Annotated in this window: 8 protein-coding genes and 8 pseudogenes; 10 read left to right on the plus strand and 6 right to left on the minus strand. The window is 60.5% G+C overall.

Annotation, left to right across the window (positions count from 1 at the left end):
- Positions 1-636 (minus strand): SDR family NAD(P)-dependent oxidoreductase (locus AC0L30_RS38535; protein ID WP_473406460.1); only part of this gene is annotated, 636 nt, incomplete at its 3' end.
- A 1,439-nt stretch (positions 637-2,075) separates the two neighbouring features.
- Between AC0L30_RS38535 and istA the strand changes: the two are divergent.
- From istA to istB, 4 pseudogenes are all read left to right on the plus strand, one after another.
- Positions 2,076-3,418: pseudogene (gene istA, locus AC0L30_RS38540) on the plus strand (IS21 family transposase).
- A gap of 112 nt (positions 3,419-3,530) precedes the next feature.
- Positions 3,531-4,570 (plus strand): annotated as a pseudogene (locus tag AC0L30_RS38545) (IS481 family transposase).
- Positions 4,571-4,647: 77 nt separating this feature from the next.
- Positions 4,648-5,525: pseudogene (locus AC0L30_RS38550) on the plus strand (Mu transposase domain-containing protein); the annotation flags it as partial.
- An 8-nt stretch (positions 5,526-5,533) separates the two neighbouring features.
- Positions 5,534-6,159 (plus strand): annotated as a pseudogene (gene istB / locus AC0L30_RS38555) (IS21-like element helper ATPase IstB); the annotation flags it as partial.
- 15 nt (positions 6,160-6,174) lie between these two features.
- On the opposite strand, the gene AC0L30_RS38560 reads toward istB, so the two are convergent.
- Together AC0L30_RS38560 and AC0L30_RS38565 are read right to left on the minus strand one after the other, a co-directional pair.
- Entirely contained in the window at positions 6,175-8,055 is a 1,881-nt protein-coding gene (locus AC0L30_RS38560; protein ID WP_473406457.1) for a recombinase family protein, read from the minus strand.
- A 31-nt stretch (positions 8,056-8,086) separates the two neighbouring features.
- Entirely contained in the window at positions 8,087-8,269 is a 183-nt protein-coding gene (locus tag AC0L30_RS38565) for a hypothetical protein (RefSeq protein ID WP_473406458.1), read from the minus strand.
- 511 nt (positions 8,270-8,780) lie between these two features.
- Here AC0L30_RS38565 and AC0L30_RS38570 point away from each other — a divergent pair.
- Positions 8,781-8,876: pseudogene (locus AC0L30_RS38570) on the plus strand (ATP-binding protein); the annotation flags it as partial.
- 1,102 nt (positions 8,877-9,978) lie between these two features.
- On the opposite strand, the gene AC0L30_RS38575 reads toward AC0L30_RS38570, so the two are convergent.
- On the minus strand, positions 9,979-10,710 hold the full coding sequence (locus AC0L30_RS38575) for a substrate-binding domain-containing protein (RefSeq protein WP_473309414.1): 732 nt from the start codon (positions 10,708-10,710) through the stop codon (positions 9,979-9,981).
- On the opposite strand from AC0L30_RS38575, the gene AC0L30_RS38580 reads away from it, so the two are divergent.
- On the plus strand, positions 10,693-12,249 hold the full coding sequence (locus tag AC0L30_RS38580; protein ID WP_473406459.1) for an ISL3 family transposase: 1,557 nt from the start codon (positions 10,693-10,695) through the stop codon (positions 12,247-12,249). The two genes, AC0L30_RS38575 and AC0L30_RS38580, sit on opposite strands and share 18 nt — an antisense overlap.
- On the opposite strand, the gene AC0L30_RS38585 is transcribed toward AC0L30_RS38580, so the two are convergent.
- On the minus strand, positions 12,227-12,529 hold the full coding sequence (locus AC0L30_RS38585) for a LysR family transcriptional regulator (RefSeq protein WP_473309147.1): 303 nt from the start codon (positions 12,527-12,529) through the stop codon (positions 12,227-12,229). The two genes, AC0L30_RS38580 and AC0L30_RS38585, sit on opposite strands and share 23 nt — an antisense overlap.
- Positions 12,530-12,632: 103 nt before the next feature.
- On the opposite strand from AC0L30_RS38585, the pseudogene AC0L30_RS38590 reads away from it, so the two are divergent.
- Together AC0L30_RS38590 and AC0L30_RS38595 are read left to right on the plus strand one after the other, a co-directional pair.
- Positions 12,633-13,517 (plus strand): annotated as a pseudogene (locus AC0L30_RS38590) (aldehyde dehydrogenase family protein).
- On the plus strand, positions 13,453-14,127 hold the full coding sequence (locus AC0L30_RS38595; protein ID WP_473309146.1) for an aldehyde dehydrogenase family protein: 675 nt from the start codon (positions 13,453-13,455) through the stop codon (positions 14,125-14,127). The pseudogene AC0L30_RS38590 and the gene AC0L30_RS38595 overlap by 65 nt, the downstream one beginning before the upstream one ends.
- Positions 14,128-14,253: 126 nt before the next feature.
- Here AC0L30_RS38595 and AC0L30_RS38600 read toward each other — a convergent pair.
- Positions 14,254-15,650, minus strand: a pseudogene (locus AC0L30_RS38600) (aminotransferase).
- Positions 15,651-16,067: 417 nt separating this feature from the next.
- Here AC0L30_RS38600 and AC0L30_RS38605 point away from each other — a divergent pair.
- A pseudogene (locus tag AC0L30_RS38605) lies at positions 16,068-16,499 on the plus strand (transposase); the annotation flags it as partial.
- A 231-nt stretch (positions 16,500-16,730) separates the two neighbouring features.
- Positions 16,731-17,483: an outer membrane protein gene (locus tag AC0L30_RS38610; RefSeq protein ID WP_473309145.1), complete on the plus strand. Its 753-nt coding sequence runs from the start codon at positions 16,731-16,733 to the stop codon at positions 17,481-17,483.
- Positions 17,484-17,510 lie beyond the last annotated feature (27 nt).

The raw sequence follows: 17,510 nt of genomic DNA on the forward strand, positions 1-17,510 counted from the left end.
CCCCCCCCGCCCGCCCCGCGCCCCCCCCCCCCCCACCCCCGCCCCCCCCCCCCCCCCCCCCCGCCCCCCCCCCCCCCACCCCCCCCCCCCCCCCCAACCCCCCACCCCCCCCCCCCCCCCCCCCCCCCCCCCGGGGGGGGCGCACTTCGTCAGACCCCGAACCCCGAACATCGAGGCGACATAGTCATTGAGCCCTGCACTACCGCGCAGCCCCTCAGCCGATGAGATGTTCACGATCGAGCCGCCGCCAGCGCGGCGCATCGCCGGGAGAGCCGCCTGCATGCGGAGGAACACACCAGTCAGATTGACCGCCAAGGTTTTGTTCCACTGCTCGAGCGAGAGCTGCTCGATCGGCGCAAGGCTGTAGATGGCCGCGTTGTTGACTAGGCCGTTCAGCACGCCGAAGCGACTTTCTGCGCTCGCGATCGCGTTGCCCCAATCCTCCGGTTCTGTGACGTCCTGACGCACATATAGAGCCGACGTGCCAAGTTGAGCCGCGAAGAGTTCTCCTTCTTCCTCAAGAAGATCACCGATCACCACTCTTGCGCCCTCGTCTACCAGCAGGCGGGCATGAGCGGCCCCCATCCCTCGAGCCCCGCCCGTGACCAGAATGACTTTTCCCTTCACGCGCCTCACGACACGCCTCCATTCGTTTGTTGGGTAGCGGCAGTGTGGTGTTTTTCAGCCACCAAAAAGAATTCCCCGATCATGCTGGCCATTTTCGAGAGGCGAGGCTCAAACGCAAGGTGAACACGGCGGTCTACGCGGCGTTTGCGCGATCCGTTGGGAATGATTGTCGGTCGGTCCCTCCCGGTCCGTTGCATAAACCGAGATGTGGCCGTGCGTTACGGACGAAGGTTAGAAGCCAATTGGACCCCTGATCGTGATCAGTCCGGCATGCCTGGCACTGCATCCCGAGAAGGCTTCCAGCCGGCCGAAGTCCGAGCTCATGCTTGCCAAAGGCCCCCAAGCTTCCAAGAGCTACCGTTTCGCTTTTTGTTCAGAACCGGAACCGTGTCCATTGAGCGCCGCAACCTTTAGGATGTCATGGTCCCGCTCGTGACAACTCTAGATTCTCTTTCTCAACGATCTTCTCTTCTCGGGTCTCTGACGTTGCGGAGCTTCAAATCGAAGACATTGGAGGAGTCATTAGTCGACCTTGCTCCGATCTTTGCAGTCGATCGTTGTTCCGCCACAGCTGGGCCTCACCTCGCGGGCAGCGCTTTCAGCAAGATGGGTTTTCCCTGTGCCGCTGGCCTTGCGGATCCGCCGGCGCTCAGAGCAACTCTGAACCTAATCTCCTCCCGATTTAATATATCAGCCGAAAGCGAGCTGTTTGAATTTTCGCGAATGTGGTCCCGTCCGCTGGTCTGATACTTCCACGCACTTGTCAACGGGACCTATGCGCGCAACCAAAACATAGCTCTTTGTTCGAGGAGGTGGGCCTACCGCTTTAGGTAGTCGCCGCCAGGACGATCGTCGACAAGAGAACCTTTGCGACTGGAAGCTTAAGCCCTCGATTCGTCTCTGATGATGCCGCATCGATGCGGTCATGGCGCGGGTCGCCTTGGAACGTCATGGCGCTCCTGCGGCCGTGACGAACGTTTGGCGGACCGGATGACCCCCTCTTTCGCAAGAAGTGCCATGTCCACACGAGTCAAGGCTTCGTCGATCAAGAACATGCGCTCAGCTTCTAAGCGGCATGATACTTGTCCTTAGATATGCCGCAGCGTCGAAGCCCTGGTGCTTGAGCTACTGTCACACACTTGCGCACTCTCCTAACGAGATGCAATCTGCCGTCCGGCCTGACTGGGGCAGCCAAAATCCCTTTGGAATTCCGATAGGTGAGTTCGGCATTGACCTTCGTTCATCCTAAATCTCCATTTTGAGTTCTAGCCGGTTCGCTGGGCCAAGAGGACTGCCAACCTCCACGAGGGAGGCTCTAGGGCGGAGGGCGAACCCTTAATGGCGTTGCGACCGGAGGAGCACTCAACCGAAGTGTCGCGCGCCATGGAAAACTGCCCCCTCTGCGTCACGAGGAATTGCCCCTCCTCGAATAGCTGAGGAGAGAGTGAATGAAGCGGGAACGAATCACTGAAGGCTCGCCGTGGAATGATCCACGGGGGCAGGTGATGAAGACGCCGGATGACGTGGCGGAGATGATGCGCCTGAGGGCGTGCGGATGGGGTGTGAAGCGGATTGCGCGGCAGCTGGGCTGCAGCCATCACACTGTGAAAGACTACGTTGCGGCGGGCGGTGTGAAGCCGTTCAAGTCGCCTGAGCGGAAGAAGCAGCTCGACGGCCTTGAGGGCTGGCTGCGCGAGAGGCTCATTCGGCATCGCGGCAATGCCGATGTGGTGCGCCAGGACCTGTTGGCCGAGAAAGGCGTGGCAGTCAGCCGGCGGACGCTGCAACGCGCCGTGCAGCCCTATCGCCAGGCGCTGAAGGCGGAGGCGCTGGCGACGACGCGGTTTGAGACGCCACCGGGTCAGCAGCTGCAGATCGACTTCGGGGAGCGCCTGGTCGAGATCGGAGGGGCGAAAGTCAAGGCATTCGTGTTCGTGGCGACGCTCGGGCACTCGCGACGGCTCCATGTGCGTGCGTTCCGGGCCGAGAGGCAGGAGCATTGGTTCGCCGGGCTCGAGAGCACATTCACGACCTTCAGCGGTGTGCCGGAGGAAGTGCTGATGGACAATCCACGCGCGCTTGTCGTGCGCCACGACGCGGTGAGCCGGTCGGTTCAGTTCAACGACAAGCTTATAGCCTTCGCAAAGCATTGGGGCTTCCGTCCTCGCGCCTGCGCGCCATATCGGGCGCGCACGAAGGGCAAGACGGAGAACGGCGTCGGCTACGTGAAGAAAAATGCGATCGCCGGTCATTCCTTCCCAAGTTGGGAAGCATTCGAGGCGCATCTCGACAGATGGGAGCGTGAGGTTGCGAACGTTCGTATCCACGGCACGACCGGCGAGGCGCCGATCATCCGCTTCGCGCGTGAGGAGATACATCGGTTGAAGCCGCTCGGAGGGCAGCCGTCGTTCGGATCGTTGCGTGAACTGACCCGCGTCGTCGGCAATGATTGCGCCGTCGAGATCGAGACAGGAACAGCTACTCGGTGCCGTGGCGCCTTATTGGCGAGCGCGTGGCGGTAACGATCGCGGCCGGCGAAGTCCGGATCCGCCATGGATTGCACCAGGTCGCAGTGCACAAGCAGTCCGAGGGACGCCGGCTGCGGATCGTCGACGCCGCCCATCTCGACGTGCTGTTGCTCGGGCCACCCGGAGTCGGCAAGACGCACTTGTCGATCGCGCTGGGGCGAGAGGCGATCCTGGCCGGGGACACGGTGCAGTTCACCACGGCGACGACGCTGGTCGCAGGCCTTGCCAAGGCGCATGGCGAACGGTGTAGAAGTTCCATTTAATCTGACAGATTGGTTTGAACCGGTGGGAATGGAGCTGCGGGGCGAGCGGGAGCGCTCACCCGGACGGGCGCTCCCGCGCTGCCCCGCAGCGTCTCGCACAGGAGATGCAACCATGACACAAGAGCAGAAAGTCATTCGCGCGCTAAGGTCGGGGTGTTGGAACTGGCCAAGCAACTTGGCAATGTCAGCCAGGCCTGCAAGATGATGGGATATAGTCGCGACAGCTTCTACCGGTTCAAGGAGCTGTATGACAAAGGCGGCGAACTGGCGCTTGCTGAGATCAGCCGCAAGAAGCCGATCCTGAAGAACCGTGTTGCGCCTGAGATCGAAGCGGCCGTGGTGGCGCTGGCGATCGAACAACCGTCCTGGGGCCAGGTGCGGGTTTCCAAGGAGCTGAAGAAACAGGGCTTGTCGATCTCGCCATTCGGGGTGCGGGCGGTCTGGTTGCGCCACGATCTGGCGAACACCAGGACGCGGCTCAAGGCGCTCGAAGTCAGGATGGCGCAGGAGGGCTTTGTCCTCACCGAAGCCCAGGTCGTGGCGCTGGAGAAAGCCAAGACCGAGAAGGAGGTCCACGGCGAGTTCGAGAGCGAATGTCCCCGTTATTGCGGCGCCCAGGACACGTTCTATGTCGGCAACATGAAGGGCGTGGGCCGCATCTATCAGCAGACCTTCATCGATACCTACACCAAGGTGGTCTTCGCCAAGCTCTACGACCCCAAGACGCCAATCACTGCGGCGGAGATTCTGAACGATCGGGTGCTGCCGTTCTTCGAGGAACACGGCATTGTGCTGTGCCGGGTGCTGACGGATCGCGGCACCGAGTATTGCGGCAATCCCGAACATCACGACTACGAGCTCTACCTCGCCGTCGAGGACATCGATCATACCCGGACCAAGGCCAAGAGCCCGCAGACTAACGGAATCTGCGAGCGCTTCCATCGAACCGTGCTTGATGAGTTCTATCGCGTGGCGTTCCGCAAGAAAATCTATCGCACCATCGACGAGTTGCAGAATGATCTCGATGGTTGGGTGACGGCGTACAACAAAACGGGCCCGCATCAGGGACGATGGTGCTATGGAAAGACACCCATGCAAACCTTCCTTGACGCACTGCCCGTTGCGAGGGAGAAATTGCTGCCGGCGGCCTAGCGCCGGACACAAAAGCTTCGTCGGACACCCACCACGACGAAGAGCCAGTTGTCAGGTCAAGTGCATACTTTTACACCGTAGAGACGATCTTCGTCGGTAAAGGCCGTCTCTACAATCGCCGCTTCCTGCAGATGTGCAGCCACTATCTGGTCGATCCGGTCGCCTGTACGCCAGCGTCGGGCTGGGAGAAGGGCCAGGTCAGAACCAGGTCGGGCTGGTCCGGGAGCGCTTCTTCACGCCGCGGATGCGGTTCAAAAACCTCGACGAGTTAAACGCCTGGCTGCTCGACAAGTGCATCGCCTACGCCAAGGCTCATCGCCATCCGGAGCTGGCCGATCAGACGATCTGGGACGTGTTCGAAGCCGAACGCCCCAAACTCGTTCCCTATGCCGGCCGCTTCGACGGCTTCCATGCGGTGACGGCATCGGTCTCGAAGACCTGCCTGGTGCGCTTCGACAACAACAAGTACTCGGTCGCAGCCAATGCAGTCGGACGACCGGTCGAGGTTCAAGCCTATGCCGATCGCATCGTGATCCGTCAGGACGGACGCATCGTTGCGGAGCATCCACGATGCTTCGGACGCGGCGAGACCGTCTACGACCCCTGGCACTATGTGCCGGTGCTGGCGCGCAAACCCGGTGCCTTGCGCAACGGTGCACCCTTCAAGGACTGGCCGGCAGCGATCGGGCGGATCCGGCGCAAGCTTGCCAGCACCGACGATGGCAATCGGCAGATGGTCGACATCCTTAATGCGGTGCTGACTGACGGTCTGTCCGCGGTGGAAGCGGCCTGTGCCGAAGCGCTCAGTCACAGCGTCCATTCCGCCGATGTGGTTCTCAATATCCTGGCCCGTCAACGTGAACCCGCCCCACCGGCCAACATCATGACGCCGGCCGCACTGACGCTCCGCCATGCACCGATCGCCGATTGTGCCCGCTACGACAACCTCCGGAGGACCATCTGATGGAACGAACCCAAATCTTCGACCTCATGGGCGAACTCAAGCTCTACGGCATGAAGGCTGCCTTCGACGAGATCATGGCAACTGCCGTCAAGCGCCAGCACGAACCTCAGCGCATTGTGGGCGACCTGCTCAACGCCGAGATCAACGAGAAGCAAGCCAGGTCGATCAAATACCAGCTCACCATTGCCAAGCTGCCGCTTGCCAAGGACATCGCCGACTTCCAGTTCGATGGGACGCCGATCAATCAGACTCTCGTCAATGATCTCGCTGGCGGCGGCTTCATCGCCCAACAACGCAACGTCGTGCTGGTTGGCGGCACCGGCCAGGCAAACCCCACCTCGCCATTGCCATCGCCAGAAGTTGCATCCGCGATGGCGCCAGAGGACGCTTCTACAACGTCGTCGACCTCGTCAACCGGCTCGAGACCGAGACCCGCAACGGTCGGCAGGGACGGCTCGCCGAGCATCTGACCCGCATGGACTTCATCGTTCTCGACGAGCTGGGCTATCTGCCGTTCGCGCAATCCGGCGGTCAGCTCCTGTTCCATCTCATCAGCCGGCTCTACGAGCGCACCTCGATCATTGTCACCACCAATCTTGCGTTCGGCGAATGGCCCAGCGTGTTCGGCGAGCCGATGACTTCATGATGCCTCCTTCTTGGAACGCTTGGTGCGTCGTACCCGGTTGCGAAGCTGAGTGATTTGTTTGTCCGAGAGCTCGATCTGCCATGGCTGGCCCTTGGCCAATTGATGACCCGCCAGCAATCCGCGCGCGAGATAATCGAACACCGTCTGCGGGGTTACTCCAAGCTCAGTGGCCGCGCCCTGAATCGAGAAGCTCCCGTCGGGCCAGCGCATTGGGTTCTTGTCCATGCCGTTGATTTTGACGGTGGGAATGCCCCAGCGGGTACGTAATACCCAGACGTTCTCGCCTTTGAAGGCGCAGCCTCGGGCCGCGACGAAGCCTTCCTGATTGAGTATCGCCGCGATCTCGGCATCCATTTTGTGTTCAGCATTCAACTCGACGATCCGTCGCCGCAACCGATCAATGTCGGTGTAATCGCGGTAGGTGTGAACGCGCCGTTGTACGTGATGCTCGCTGGTTGCGCCGGTCTGCCAGACGATCTTGAGCCACACTTGACCTCGGGTCCGCTTCTGATCAAGAACCACTTCGCGGATGAGAAATCGCAGAATGCGCTTGCGATCGGCTGCCGACGTGGTGGCCGCGTTCCAAATCCGTGGCAGGTTCTCGCCGAGTGCTTGTAGCCCGGCGCGTTCCGCCGGGCCAATCAGAAGCGGCTCTTGTACGCGCCAACGCGCATGCTGCTGCGCGACCGCCTCGACGACATGCAGCTTCTCTTCCCAAGCCCGCTCAAGTGAGCGCGCCACAAGACGGTTCTCGGGTTCTACGGCGTCATACTGACGCCGAGCGCGCTCGGCCTCGTAGCGGGCGCGCTCCACGCGAAGCACCCACTGGCGCTCGAGCTGACGGCTCTCCTGCTCCAGTTGGCCTGCCGCCGCGAGCGCGATCTCAATCTGATCCGGCACGAGGGCATCGAGGACCACCCGCTCGACCAGCGCGTCAACGGCCAAGGCCCGGACTTCCTGACACAGTGCACTGCCTTGCTGGTCCCGATCCGAGCGGCAGCAATAGACCGGATAGTCGGCATTCGGGCCAGTGTAGCGCATGCTCATGCGCCGTCCGCAACGGCCGCAGATCGCAATTCCTTGTAACAGGGCGGCCCCCTTGCGCGGTACGCCAGAATGTCCTGCCTCATAGCGGAAGACGTTATCTGCCAGTCGCCCCTGATTGGCCATGAACTCCTCCCAGCTGATATACCCTGGGTGAGCGGCGTGGAGGCAAACCGCCCAATCCCCGATCGCCACCTTGACCGTTCCCGTCAGCGATCCTGGCCGGCATCGGCTCGGATCGTTTTGCCGTCGGCCATAAACGTATGCCCCAGCATAGGCCGGATTTTGAAGGACGCTAAGGACGCGTGCACTATCTGGCGCCCGCCAGACGATCTCATGTGGAGATGGTCCAAGCAGCGGTCGAACCGGCAAGGACAATCCGTTCCTGTCCAAGTAACGCATCACACGGCGAGCGCTTTGCAGTTCCCGGAATTTGGCGAACACGAGGTGAAGGCGGGCCTGCACCTCCTCATCGGGATTGAGAATAATTGTGCCCGCTCGATCATAGGCGAGCCCGGCTGGCAGGGGCAGCCGCAGTTCGCCGCGCGCCGCCTTCTGGCGTTCCCCTTGGTGAAGGCGCATTCGAAGCTGATGCAACTCCGCCTCGCTCATGATGCCGGACAAGCCCAACAGCAGGCGGTCGTGGTAGGCGCGCGGATCGTAAAGCCGCTCGCCATCCGCAATGAGCACGCCGAACACCGAGCACAGCTCGAGAAGCTGATGCCAGTCCCGGTTGTTGCGGGCCAAGCGAGAAGCGTCGAGGCTCACCACGAGACCGGCGTTGCCAAGGCCGATCTCGGCAATGAGCTTCTGGAAACCATGACGATCCACACCGCCAGCACCGGATTTGCCCAGATCCTCATCAATGACCTGGACGCGCCCAGCCCAGACCGATGGCGCGATCGACGAGGCGGTACTGCAGCTCCGTGCTCTCGTGGTGCTGACGCACCTGGTTTACGGATGACTGCCGCACGTAGACATAGGCCAACTTCGCTCGGTGCGCAGTCGTGAGCCGCTCGTCAGCGACGTTCAAGCTGATCAGCACGACCCAGTCCTCTTCCGGGCGTGCCGGGAACCGCTTGCATCCGCCGCAGCAGCGCGGCGAAGATTTGAGCGATCTGGGTTTGCGTCGCGGTCGATAGATTCGGCCACAGGCGCGGAATGTCGGCCGGACGGCCAGGTGGCTTTGCCAACGTCGGCAGGGGTCGATACGCAACGCGACCTGGAAGCGGTCGGTGGGTCATCGCGAATCACCTTCTCGTCGAGAAAGCTCAGACTCGCGCTCAAATGTTGCATCAATGGGATCAGCGTACGTGCGCTGATGCGCGGCAGATCGGCGGCGTTCGGGCCGGAAGTTATCGTCTTGGCAAGATCCGTCGACGCGATCCGAACCGCCCGCGGCCGGCCGTCCGGCAGCGCGACAACGACGTAGGCGGGACCGCGCCCCGACCGCTGCTTCAGCACCTCAACCCGGTGCCCTAAAAGAAAATGATGCGGGTCAGTGATCGTGACGTGAGACACGACCCGCTCGACAATAGGGGTACTCTGACGTGTTCGGTGATGCCAAAATGACCACCGCGCTACTCGACCGGTTGACCCATCACTGCGACATCGTCGAGACCGGCAACGACAGCTGGCGATTCAAAAGCCGCGACGATGTTCAAACAACCCGCGCTCGCGCCGTCTCCGCAACCCCGACCAGCTCCGACGACCCGAGCGCTACCAGCAGAGCACGCCGATCAAAGGGGTCCCTCTTGGGCTCTGACGTGCCGAAACACAGGCAGGGCGCGACCCGCGTGTCGTCAATGTTTGTGCGCTGGCGGCGAACGGTGGTGTCATCGACTTCGATGACCTGCAGTCGGAACATCGGTACCGGCCAATGACAGCGTATGCGCAGTTCAAATTGGCAAACCTGATGTTTTCTCTTGAACTTCACCGCCGCGCCCTGGCTAGGCAGTGGGGTATCAAAAGTATTGCCGTGCATCCGGGGTTAGCGCGAACTGATCTCTCAGGCACGGCCGATCCGACAAGGCAGAACAGAATGCCCTTTTTGCTTCGCGTGCTGGCGCCGGTTCTGCTTCAATCTTCCCAGCAGGGGCCCTACCGTTGTTATATGGAGCAACGTGCCCGGAAGCCGAAACTGGCGGTTATTACGGACCAGATCGTTCCATGGAAACCAGAGGGCTGCCAGCACCTGCGAAGGTGCCGCTCAATGCCAAAGACCAGTCCGTTGCAAAGCGTTTGTGGCAGTCAGAGCGGATGACACACGTCCGCTTCGACGAATGACCAACTATCGCTCATAGTTCCGATGTGCGAACGAGATTGCACCGCCTCAGCGTCATGGCTTTTTGAGAGGCTCCGCCCTTCCCGCTATTGGCCGCTTCAGGTACCGACGAACGAATTCGCGGAATGTTGGGGCGGGAGGGGCGGCATCAGCTTTGACACGATCGGCTGATGTAATGGTGCGCGAACGCCACGCGGGGCCTGCGCTGGACAGATGGGAACGCTCGATGAAGTCATCGGCTGTGTCGCCGCATCGGTCTGCGTTTCGCACATTCCAGGTGTTGTGGTTGAGCCGGCCGAACGCCAAGGGTTGATCCGGCACCAATCACTGCCCAATGGCACCTTCAAAAGCGACCACCGTGTTTGTTCACCGGAAAGATACGTTCGTCTCGTCCGCCCTGAGGGTGTTCATTGAATGCGCCGGATCAGGAGCGAAGCTCGAAGCTATTCCGGAGCGATCTGTAAGCGTGGTCAAGTCCCCTCGAAAGATGACCTAGCGGCCTTCACGGACGCAGCGATAAAGCGGTGTACCTCCTGAACTCTCCGCGTTTCATGTGTGTCGGGATGCGAGGTGAGCCAGTAGTTTCGAACGAAGCGTAGATCGGGGAGTAACTGCCTGAGCTTGGGGTAACGCCTGGCCACGTAATCGTGAAGAATGCCAACGCCGTGGCCAGCTCGGACCGCCTCCATCTGTGCAACGACGCTTCCGCATTCGTACCGGCGCGACATGAGACGGCCAAGAGCCGATGCGTAATCCAAAGCACGGCTATAGACGAAATCCTCAACATGCGTGACGAACAACCGCCCTTCAAGTTCAGCCTGAGTTTTGACTGGCCCTTCTCGTGCAAGGTAAGTGTCTGCCGCGTAGACGCTAAGAGTGTAATCAGTCAATTTTGAAAGGATGAGCCGCCCCTGCTTCGGCCGCTCCAGCGTGATAGCGATGTCGGCTTCTCGTCTCGACAAGGAGAAGGTGCGTGGAAGCGGTACGAGCTGAATTACCGGCCCAGGATGGCTTGCTGCCAGCGCGCCCAGACGATCGGCCAGGAAATAATTGCCAAGTCCGTCCGGCGCGCCGACCCGCACCGTACCGGTGATCGCCTCGCTCGCCGCTCCTATGCTGGGGTCTGACTCATTTCCGATGAAGTCTGCCGGGCGACTGTGGTTCTCAAACGGAGAATCAGCGCCATGCGGACGGGCTTTCAAATCTCATCGCTAGTACCGAGTGGTTTGGTGTTTGATGGTGTAAGTGACTCAATGGATTCGCTTATTCTGTCTGTTAGGTCGGAAGCTGCGGAGGCTCGGTGCCCTTTGTGCGCGACAGCGTCGAGCCGCATCCATAGCCGCTACGTCCGGCACGTTGCCGATTTGCCATCAGCGGGCAGAAAGGTGCGCCTCCGATTGCTCACGCGGCGCTTCACATGCGAGGTGCCGCATTGCCGCCGGCGGATCTTCGCGGAGCGGTTCGGAGAAGACATCGTCCCGCTGCGACGGCGCCGGACAGCACGGCTGGAATACATCGTCCATCACTTGGGGTTGGCGCTCGGCGGTCGGCCGGCGGCAAGCTTCGCCAAGCGGCTCATGCTGCCTGTCAGCAACGATACCTTGCTACGGGTGGTCCGTCGGCGGACGGCGATGCCGACCGATCCATTGCTTGTTGTGGGCATCGATGACTGGGCGTTCCGGAGAAACCATCGATACGGGACGATCGTGTGCGATTTGGAGCGTCGGCGGATCGTTACCCTGCTGCCCGACAGGGAGACTGCGACCGTTCGGGCGTGGCTATCGAAGCACCCAGCGATCAACATTGTGTCGCGGGATCGCGGTGGTGGATATGGCGAGGCAGCAGCTAAGGCGCTGCCGAACGCCATCCAGGTCGCCGACCGCTGGCATCTGATGGAAAATGCGAGCGCGGCCTTCCTTGATGCGGTGCGCCGCTCCATGAACAGAATCCGAACCGCAATTGGAGCGACGACGATCAACCCGGAATTGCTGACCTGTGCGGAAAAGCTGCGCTATCAGGGCTATTTGCGGCGGCAGGACAGCCATGCCGTAATTACGGCTCTCGTCAGCGACGGTGTGTCGCTCAAGGAGATCGTCCGCCGCACAGGACATAGTCGCAATCTGGTTCGCCAAATTAGCCGCGGCGGCGGTACGGATATGTTCCGCACCCGTCAAAGCACCCTGGACGGGCATCTGCCGTTCGTGGACGCGCAGTGGTCAGTCGGCTGTCGCAACGGTGCCGAGCTCTGGCGCCGCTTGAAGGGACAAGGCTTCAAGGGATCGCTGCGCGTCGTGGCGGAATGGGCGACGCGACGGCGACGTGCCGAGACTATCAGCCATCAACAATTGCAGAAGGTCCCCGCCGCCAGGACGATAGCGCAGCTGATGACGACGAAGCGCGACCACCTAACCAAAGCCGAGACCGTCACGCTTGCGGTCATCGAACAAAACGTTCCTATGCTGGCCGATGCCCAAGCTCTCGTTGGCCGCTTCCACGCGATGATCCGAAAGAAGGCCGAGATGGAGCTCGAACCTTGGATTGAGGAATCCAAGCGGAGCCTCATTGCCTCGTTCGCGAATGGCATTGCCAACGATAAGGGCGCGGTGCACGCGGCTATCACGCAACCATGGTCCAATGGCCAAGTGGAAGCTCAGATCACCAAGCTCAAGCTGGTCAAACGGCAAATGTACGGGCGCGCTAAGCTCGATCTCCTTCAGGCTAGGCTGATTGGCGCGCCATAAAAACAATCCCGATCATCGAATATGCGTCAGAGCCTATGCTGGACCCCACTTTTAGAAATTCGCTTTCTGCGCGCTCGGCCGCAGCGAGCAGGGCCTCACCGGAAGCCGTCAATGTGCAGCCTGACGTGTGCCTTTCGAGCAATTTGGTTTTCAGGCTACGCTCCAGCGCTGTGAGCTGGCGAGTGACCGTTGCATGATTCAGGCGCAGGTTCTTTGAGGCCTTCAGAATCTGCCCGGCGCGCGCAACCTCGAGGAACATCCGGACCCGCTCCCAATCCATCGACTATACTTTCTGCGCAACCGAGCCGCTAATTCGGCCCTTGATGCGCAATTCTATGCGCTCCATAGGGGAGTTGATCAAGCGCTGATACAGGAGAGAGTCCATGGCGGCGACTATTCCGCATTTCATCAATGGTGAGTTGGTACCTAGCCGGAGCACCCGCACTTCGCTCGTCTACAATCCGGCCACCGGCGAGCAATCCGCAACTCTGGGCCTGGCTACGGCGCAAGACGTTCAGGCCGCAGTCACGGCGGCCCGGAGAGCCTTTCCGGCTTGGGCTAACACCCCTCCGCTGCCACGCGCGCGCATTCTCAACCGCTTTCTGCGGATCATGGAAGACAGGATCGACGAGCTTGCCGAGGTCATCACCGCCGAGAACGGAAAGGTGCTCTCGGACGCAAAAGACGAGATCCAGCGCGGCATGGAGGTCGTCGAGTTCGCGACCGCAGCACCGCAACTCCTTGAAAGAGAAGTCACCAAAAACCTAGGTACGCGCGTCGACAGTTACTCTTTGCGTCAACCGCTTGGAGTGGTCGCGGGAATTACACCGTTTAACTTTCCAGCCATGGTGCCTCTGTGGATGTTTCCGGTGGCGCTCGCATGCGGTAATAGTTTCATCCTGAAGCCCTCGGAGCGGGATCCGTCAGCGTCGCTCATTCTCGCGCAGTGGTTGAAGGAGGCCGGGCTGCCGGACGGAGTCTTCAACGTCGTGCACGGTGATAAGGAGGCGGTGGACGCCATCCTGACCGATCCCGATTCGTGGCAGTGAGCTTTGTGGATCACTCCGATTGCCCGTTACATCTATGAGACGGCCACTCGCCACGGCAAGCGCTGCCAGGCTCTTCGCGGCGCCAAGAACCACATGATTATCATGCCGGACGCCGACCTGGACCAGGCGATCGAGGCGCTGATGGGTGCAGCCTATGGCTCTGCTGGCGAGCGCTGCATGGCGATTTCGGTGCGGTGCCCATCGGGGATACCACGCTGAGCGGCTGATCGAAAAGCTGGCCCCCAAGGTCCGCGCCCTGAACATCGGTCCCGGCACCGATCCCGAGGCTGAAATGGGGCCCTTGGTGACAAAGCCGCACCTCGACAAGGTCCGGAGTTACATCGACGCGGGCGCCGAACAGGGTGCAAAGCTGATTGTCGACGGACGCGATTTCCGGCGCCAGGGCTATGAAAACGGATATTTCATCGGTGGAAGTCTGATTGACTGCGTGACCACCGACATGAAAATCTACCGTGAAGAGATCTTCGGTCCGGTCCTCGCGGTGGCACGCGCCAGGTCTTATGATGAGGCAGCCGAGATGATCAACAACAATGAATTCGGCAACGGCACTTCTATCTTCACAAGGGATGGTGACGCAGCCCGTCAGTTTGCGCACCAAATTCAGGTGGGAATGGTTGGCATCAACGTCCCGATCCCGGTGCCGATGGCGTTCCACTCGTTCGGTGGTTGGAAAGCGTCTCTTTTCGGCGACCACCACATGCATGGTCCTGAAGGAGTCCGATTCTACACCAAGCTCAAGACAATCACGACGAGGTGGCCGACCGGCATCCGGTCAGGCGCCGAATTTGTAATGCCAACGATGAGCTGATCTGTCGAAGCAGAGGGCCGTGGACGGTTACCACGGCCTTCTTGCGTCAACTTTCAAATTCGCTCCTTGCGTCGTGGCGAGCGGCTGATTTTTTTCGTGCTTGCCGCGCGTCAAGCAACAGCGGCACTAAAGCTTATGTCCCTCGTAGACCAGCTCGTCCATGACCGAGCGAACAGCGGATTCTGCAATAGAGACGATTCGTCGAATTCGGCTTTCGTGATGACGAGCGCGGGCGCGAAGCCCAAAATATCGCCATGCGGCGTGGCTCGGGCGATCAGCCCACGATCGCGCGCCGCCTTAGAAACCCGTGCACCAACTTTAAGCGCCGGGTCGAAGCGGGTCTTCCTCTCACGATCTTCGACGAATTCGATGGCTCCCATGAGTCCGACACCGCGAACCTCGCCGACGATTGTAGCTGCGCGAACTTGGCTTGCAACTGGGCCTGGAAGTAAGTACCGACGGTGTCGGCCCTGCCAGGTAGATCTTCCCTCTCCACGATGTCGAGCACTGCGTTCGCCGCAGCAGCGCCGATCGAATGGCCGGAGTACGTATAGCCATGGGAGAACGCGCCGACACGGTCAGCTGCGTCTTCCGTGACCTGATAGACCTTCTCGCTAACGATTGCACCAGACAGTGGAAAGTAAGCGGAGGTCAAACCTTTGGCGATAGTGATCAGATCGGGCTCTATCCCGTAGTGCTGAGACCCGAACATCGAACCAGTGCGACCGAAGCCGGTAAACACTTCGTCGGCGACCAGGAGCACGTCGTGTTTGCGGAGCACGGCTTGGATCGCTTCCCAGTAGCCCTCCGGCGGAGGCGTGATACCGCCGGTGCCGAGGCTCGCCAATGAAGGCGCCGACGGTTTCGGGCCCTTCCCTTTGAATAAGCTCATCGAGCTCGGCGGCGCGACGTTTCGAAAACTCCAGTTCGGTTTCGCCCGGATGTGCCGCCCAATAATGATGCGGGACGCCTGTATGGACTATCGCTGAAAATGGCAGGTCCATGTGATCGTGATAGAAGCTCATACCGATCATCGAACCGGCGATGATGCTGCAGCCGTGGTATCCCCGCTCTCTTGAAATAATCTTCTTCTTTTTCGGCTTCCCCCGAAGATTGTTGTAGTACCAGACAAGCTTGGCCTGCGTCTCGTTGGCGTCCGAGCCAGACATTCCATAGAACACCTTGCTCATCTTGCCTGGCGCCATCTTCACCAGTCGATCGGAGAGGATGGCCAACTCGTCGGTCGTGTGCGCAGCGTAGGAATGATAGTAGGCGAGCCGGTAAGCTTGCCTCGAAATGGCTTCGGCAACTTCTGCTCGGCCGTAGCCGACGTCGACGCAGTAGAGGCCGGCAAAACCATCAATCAATTCCTTGCCCGTGGCATCCTGTATGCGAATCCCCTTGCCGGTCTCCACGATGGTTGGATCGCCGGCTTCCCCCGTCGCAAACTCCTTCAATTGTGTGAAAGGATGGAGCACCGATCGGCGGTCCATTTCGCTGATCTTTGCGATATCGATGGTCACAATCTTATCCTTTCAAGCTGCAAGGCCGCCGAAGCAAACGTACTTCGGCTCTAGGTAATCGGCTAGTCGTATTCTCTCCGGCAATAGGGAAGGCCATCGCATCGGCCTATTGCAAGGCCGGCTTCCTGTTGGTTCGTGGTGGCCACCGGTTGGAATTGGACAACGAGTACCAGCGTGCCGTTCGCAGATCCTTCTTCATTCACGGCCTATACGCACGCGACACAGCGTCGCTCCTGGACACTCCTCCAACTTCCGTAGAGTAGCTGGCGGAGCCACAATGAGTCGATCCCTCATGTTTCAATGTCACTCGGCGCTTTGAATGGTTTTTTGCTGAGCTTCCCTTTTGAACTCTCCAACTGAGCTGCTGCCGGTTTGATGGACAGCGAGATTAGGTGTGTCATGAAGCCGAAGGTGGCGATGAAGAGACGGAAGTTCAGTCGCGAGTTCAAGGCGGAGGCGGTCAAGGTGGTCCGGGAACGTCGGGTGTCGGTGGCGCAAGCCGGCCATGACCTGGATGTTCATGAGAATGTTCTCCGCAAACGAGGTGAGGGAGTTTGGCTCCGACCCGGCGCAAGCGTTTCCCGGCCACGGGCAGATGATGCCGGAGCAGCAGGAGATCGAGTGGCTGCGCCGTGAGGTCGCCAAGCTGAAGGCCGAGCGGGATATCCTAAAAAGCGCCGCGGCTTACTTCGCGAAGGAAGCGACATGAAGTTTGCCTTCGTCGCGAAGCACCGGACGATCTGGCCGGTGGCATCGCTATGCGATGCACTAGGAGTGTCGCGGTGGCGCTTCCATGCCTGGCTAAACCGCTCTCCCAGCGCGAGATCCCGCAGCGATGACTTCGTCCTCCACCAGGACATCCAGACGGTCCTGCGCTGTCACATGGCAGCCTTCGAGGGGATCTTATGAGGCGAGTCCGGAGACCCAGTGCCGCAGCATCGTCCCGAGCGCAAAAAGCTCGCGTAAGCACTTTTCGGACATCCAAATCCCTAACCGGAGCCTGCCAATTTTGGTAGCTGCACCCACAGTCCACACCTGCTTTATGAAGGCTCCTACAACTGTTTTCTACGAGGACTCACGATGAAAACAAAGATCGCGGCTGCCGCTATTCTCCTCGCTTCCACCAGCCTGAGCTTCGCCGCCGACATGGCCATGAAGGTGCCGATGGCGGCTCCCGCCGCGGTCTGGAGCTGGACGGGCTTCTATATGGGCGCCCACGCCGGCGCAGGTTGGGGCACCACCGAGACCTCGCTGACCGCGATCACAGGAGTGCCCGCTCCGGGTGGAATCGCGGTCACCCAGAACAGCAGAAGCGGATTTCTCGGCGGAGGACAGGCTGGCTACAACTGGCAGTCCGGTTGGACTGTCTTTGGGGTCCACGGCGACATCGCTGGTACGGACGTGAAGGGCACCACACCGTGCCTCGGAGTTGGTGCATCGTGCACGTCCAAGAGCGACTGGCTGGCGACCGTGTCGGGTCGGGTCGGCGGTGTTGTTGCCGACCGGACCCTTGTGTACCTCAAGGGAGGTGCAGCCTGGATGCACACCGATCGTAACTTCAGCGTCCCTGTGGGTTTCGGCGGCGGGGCTGTGAGTTCTTCCAGCACCACGTGGGGATGGCTGCTGGGCTTCGGTGCGGAATACGCGTTCTCGCCCAACTGGAGCGCATTCATCGAGTATAACTATGTCGAGTTCGACAAGAAGAGCATCGCGCGCGATTTCTCGGCCTTCGCAGGCGACCCCGCAATCGCCAACGATGTTAAGAACAAGCTGTCGGTGGCCAAGGTTGGCATGAACTTTAAGTTCGGCGGGCCAGTCGTCGGATCGTATTGATTCTCAAGGCTCTGAAGGAAAGCCCCG

Source organism: Bradyrhizobium sp. MI1.11 (assembly GCF_055811255.1).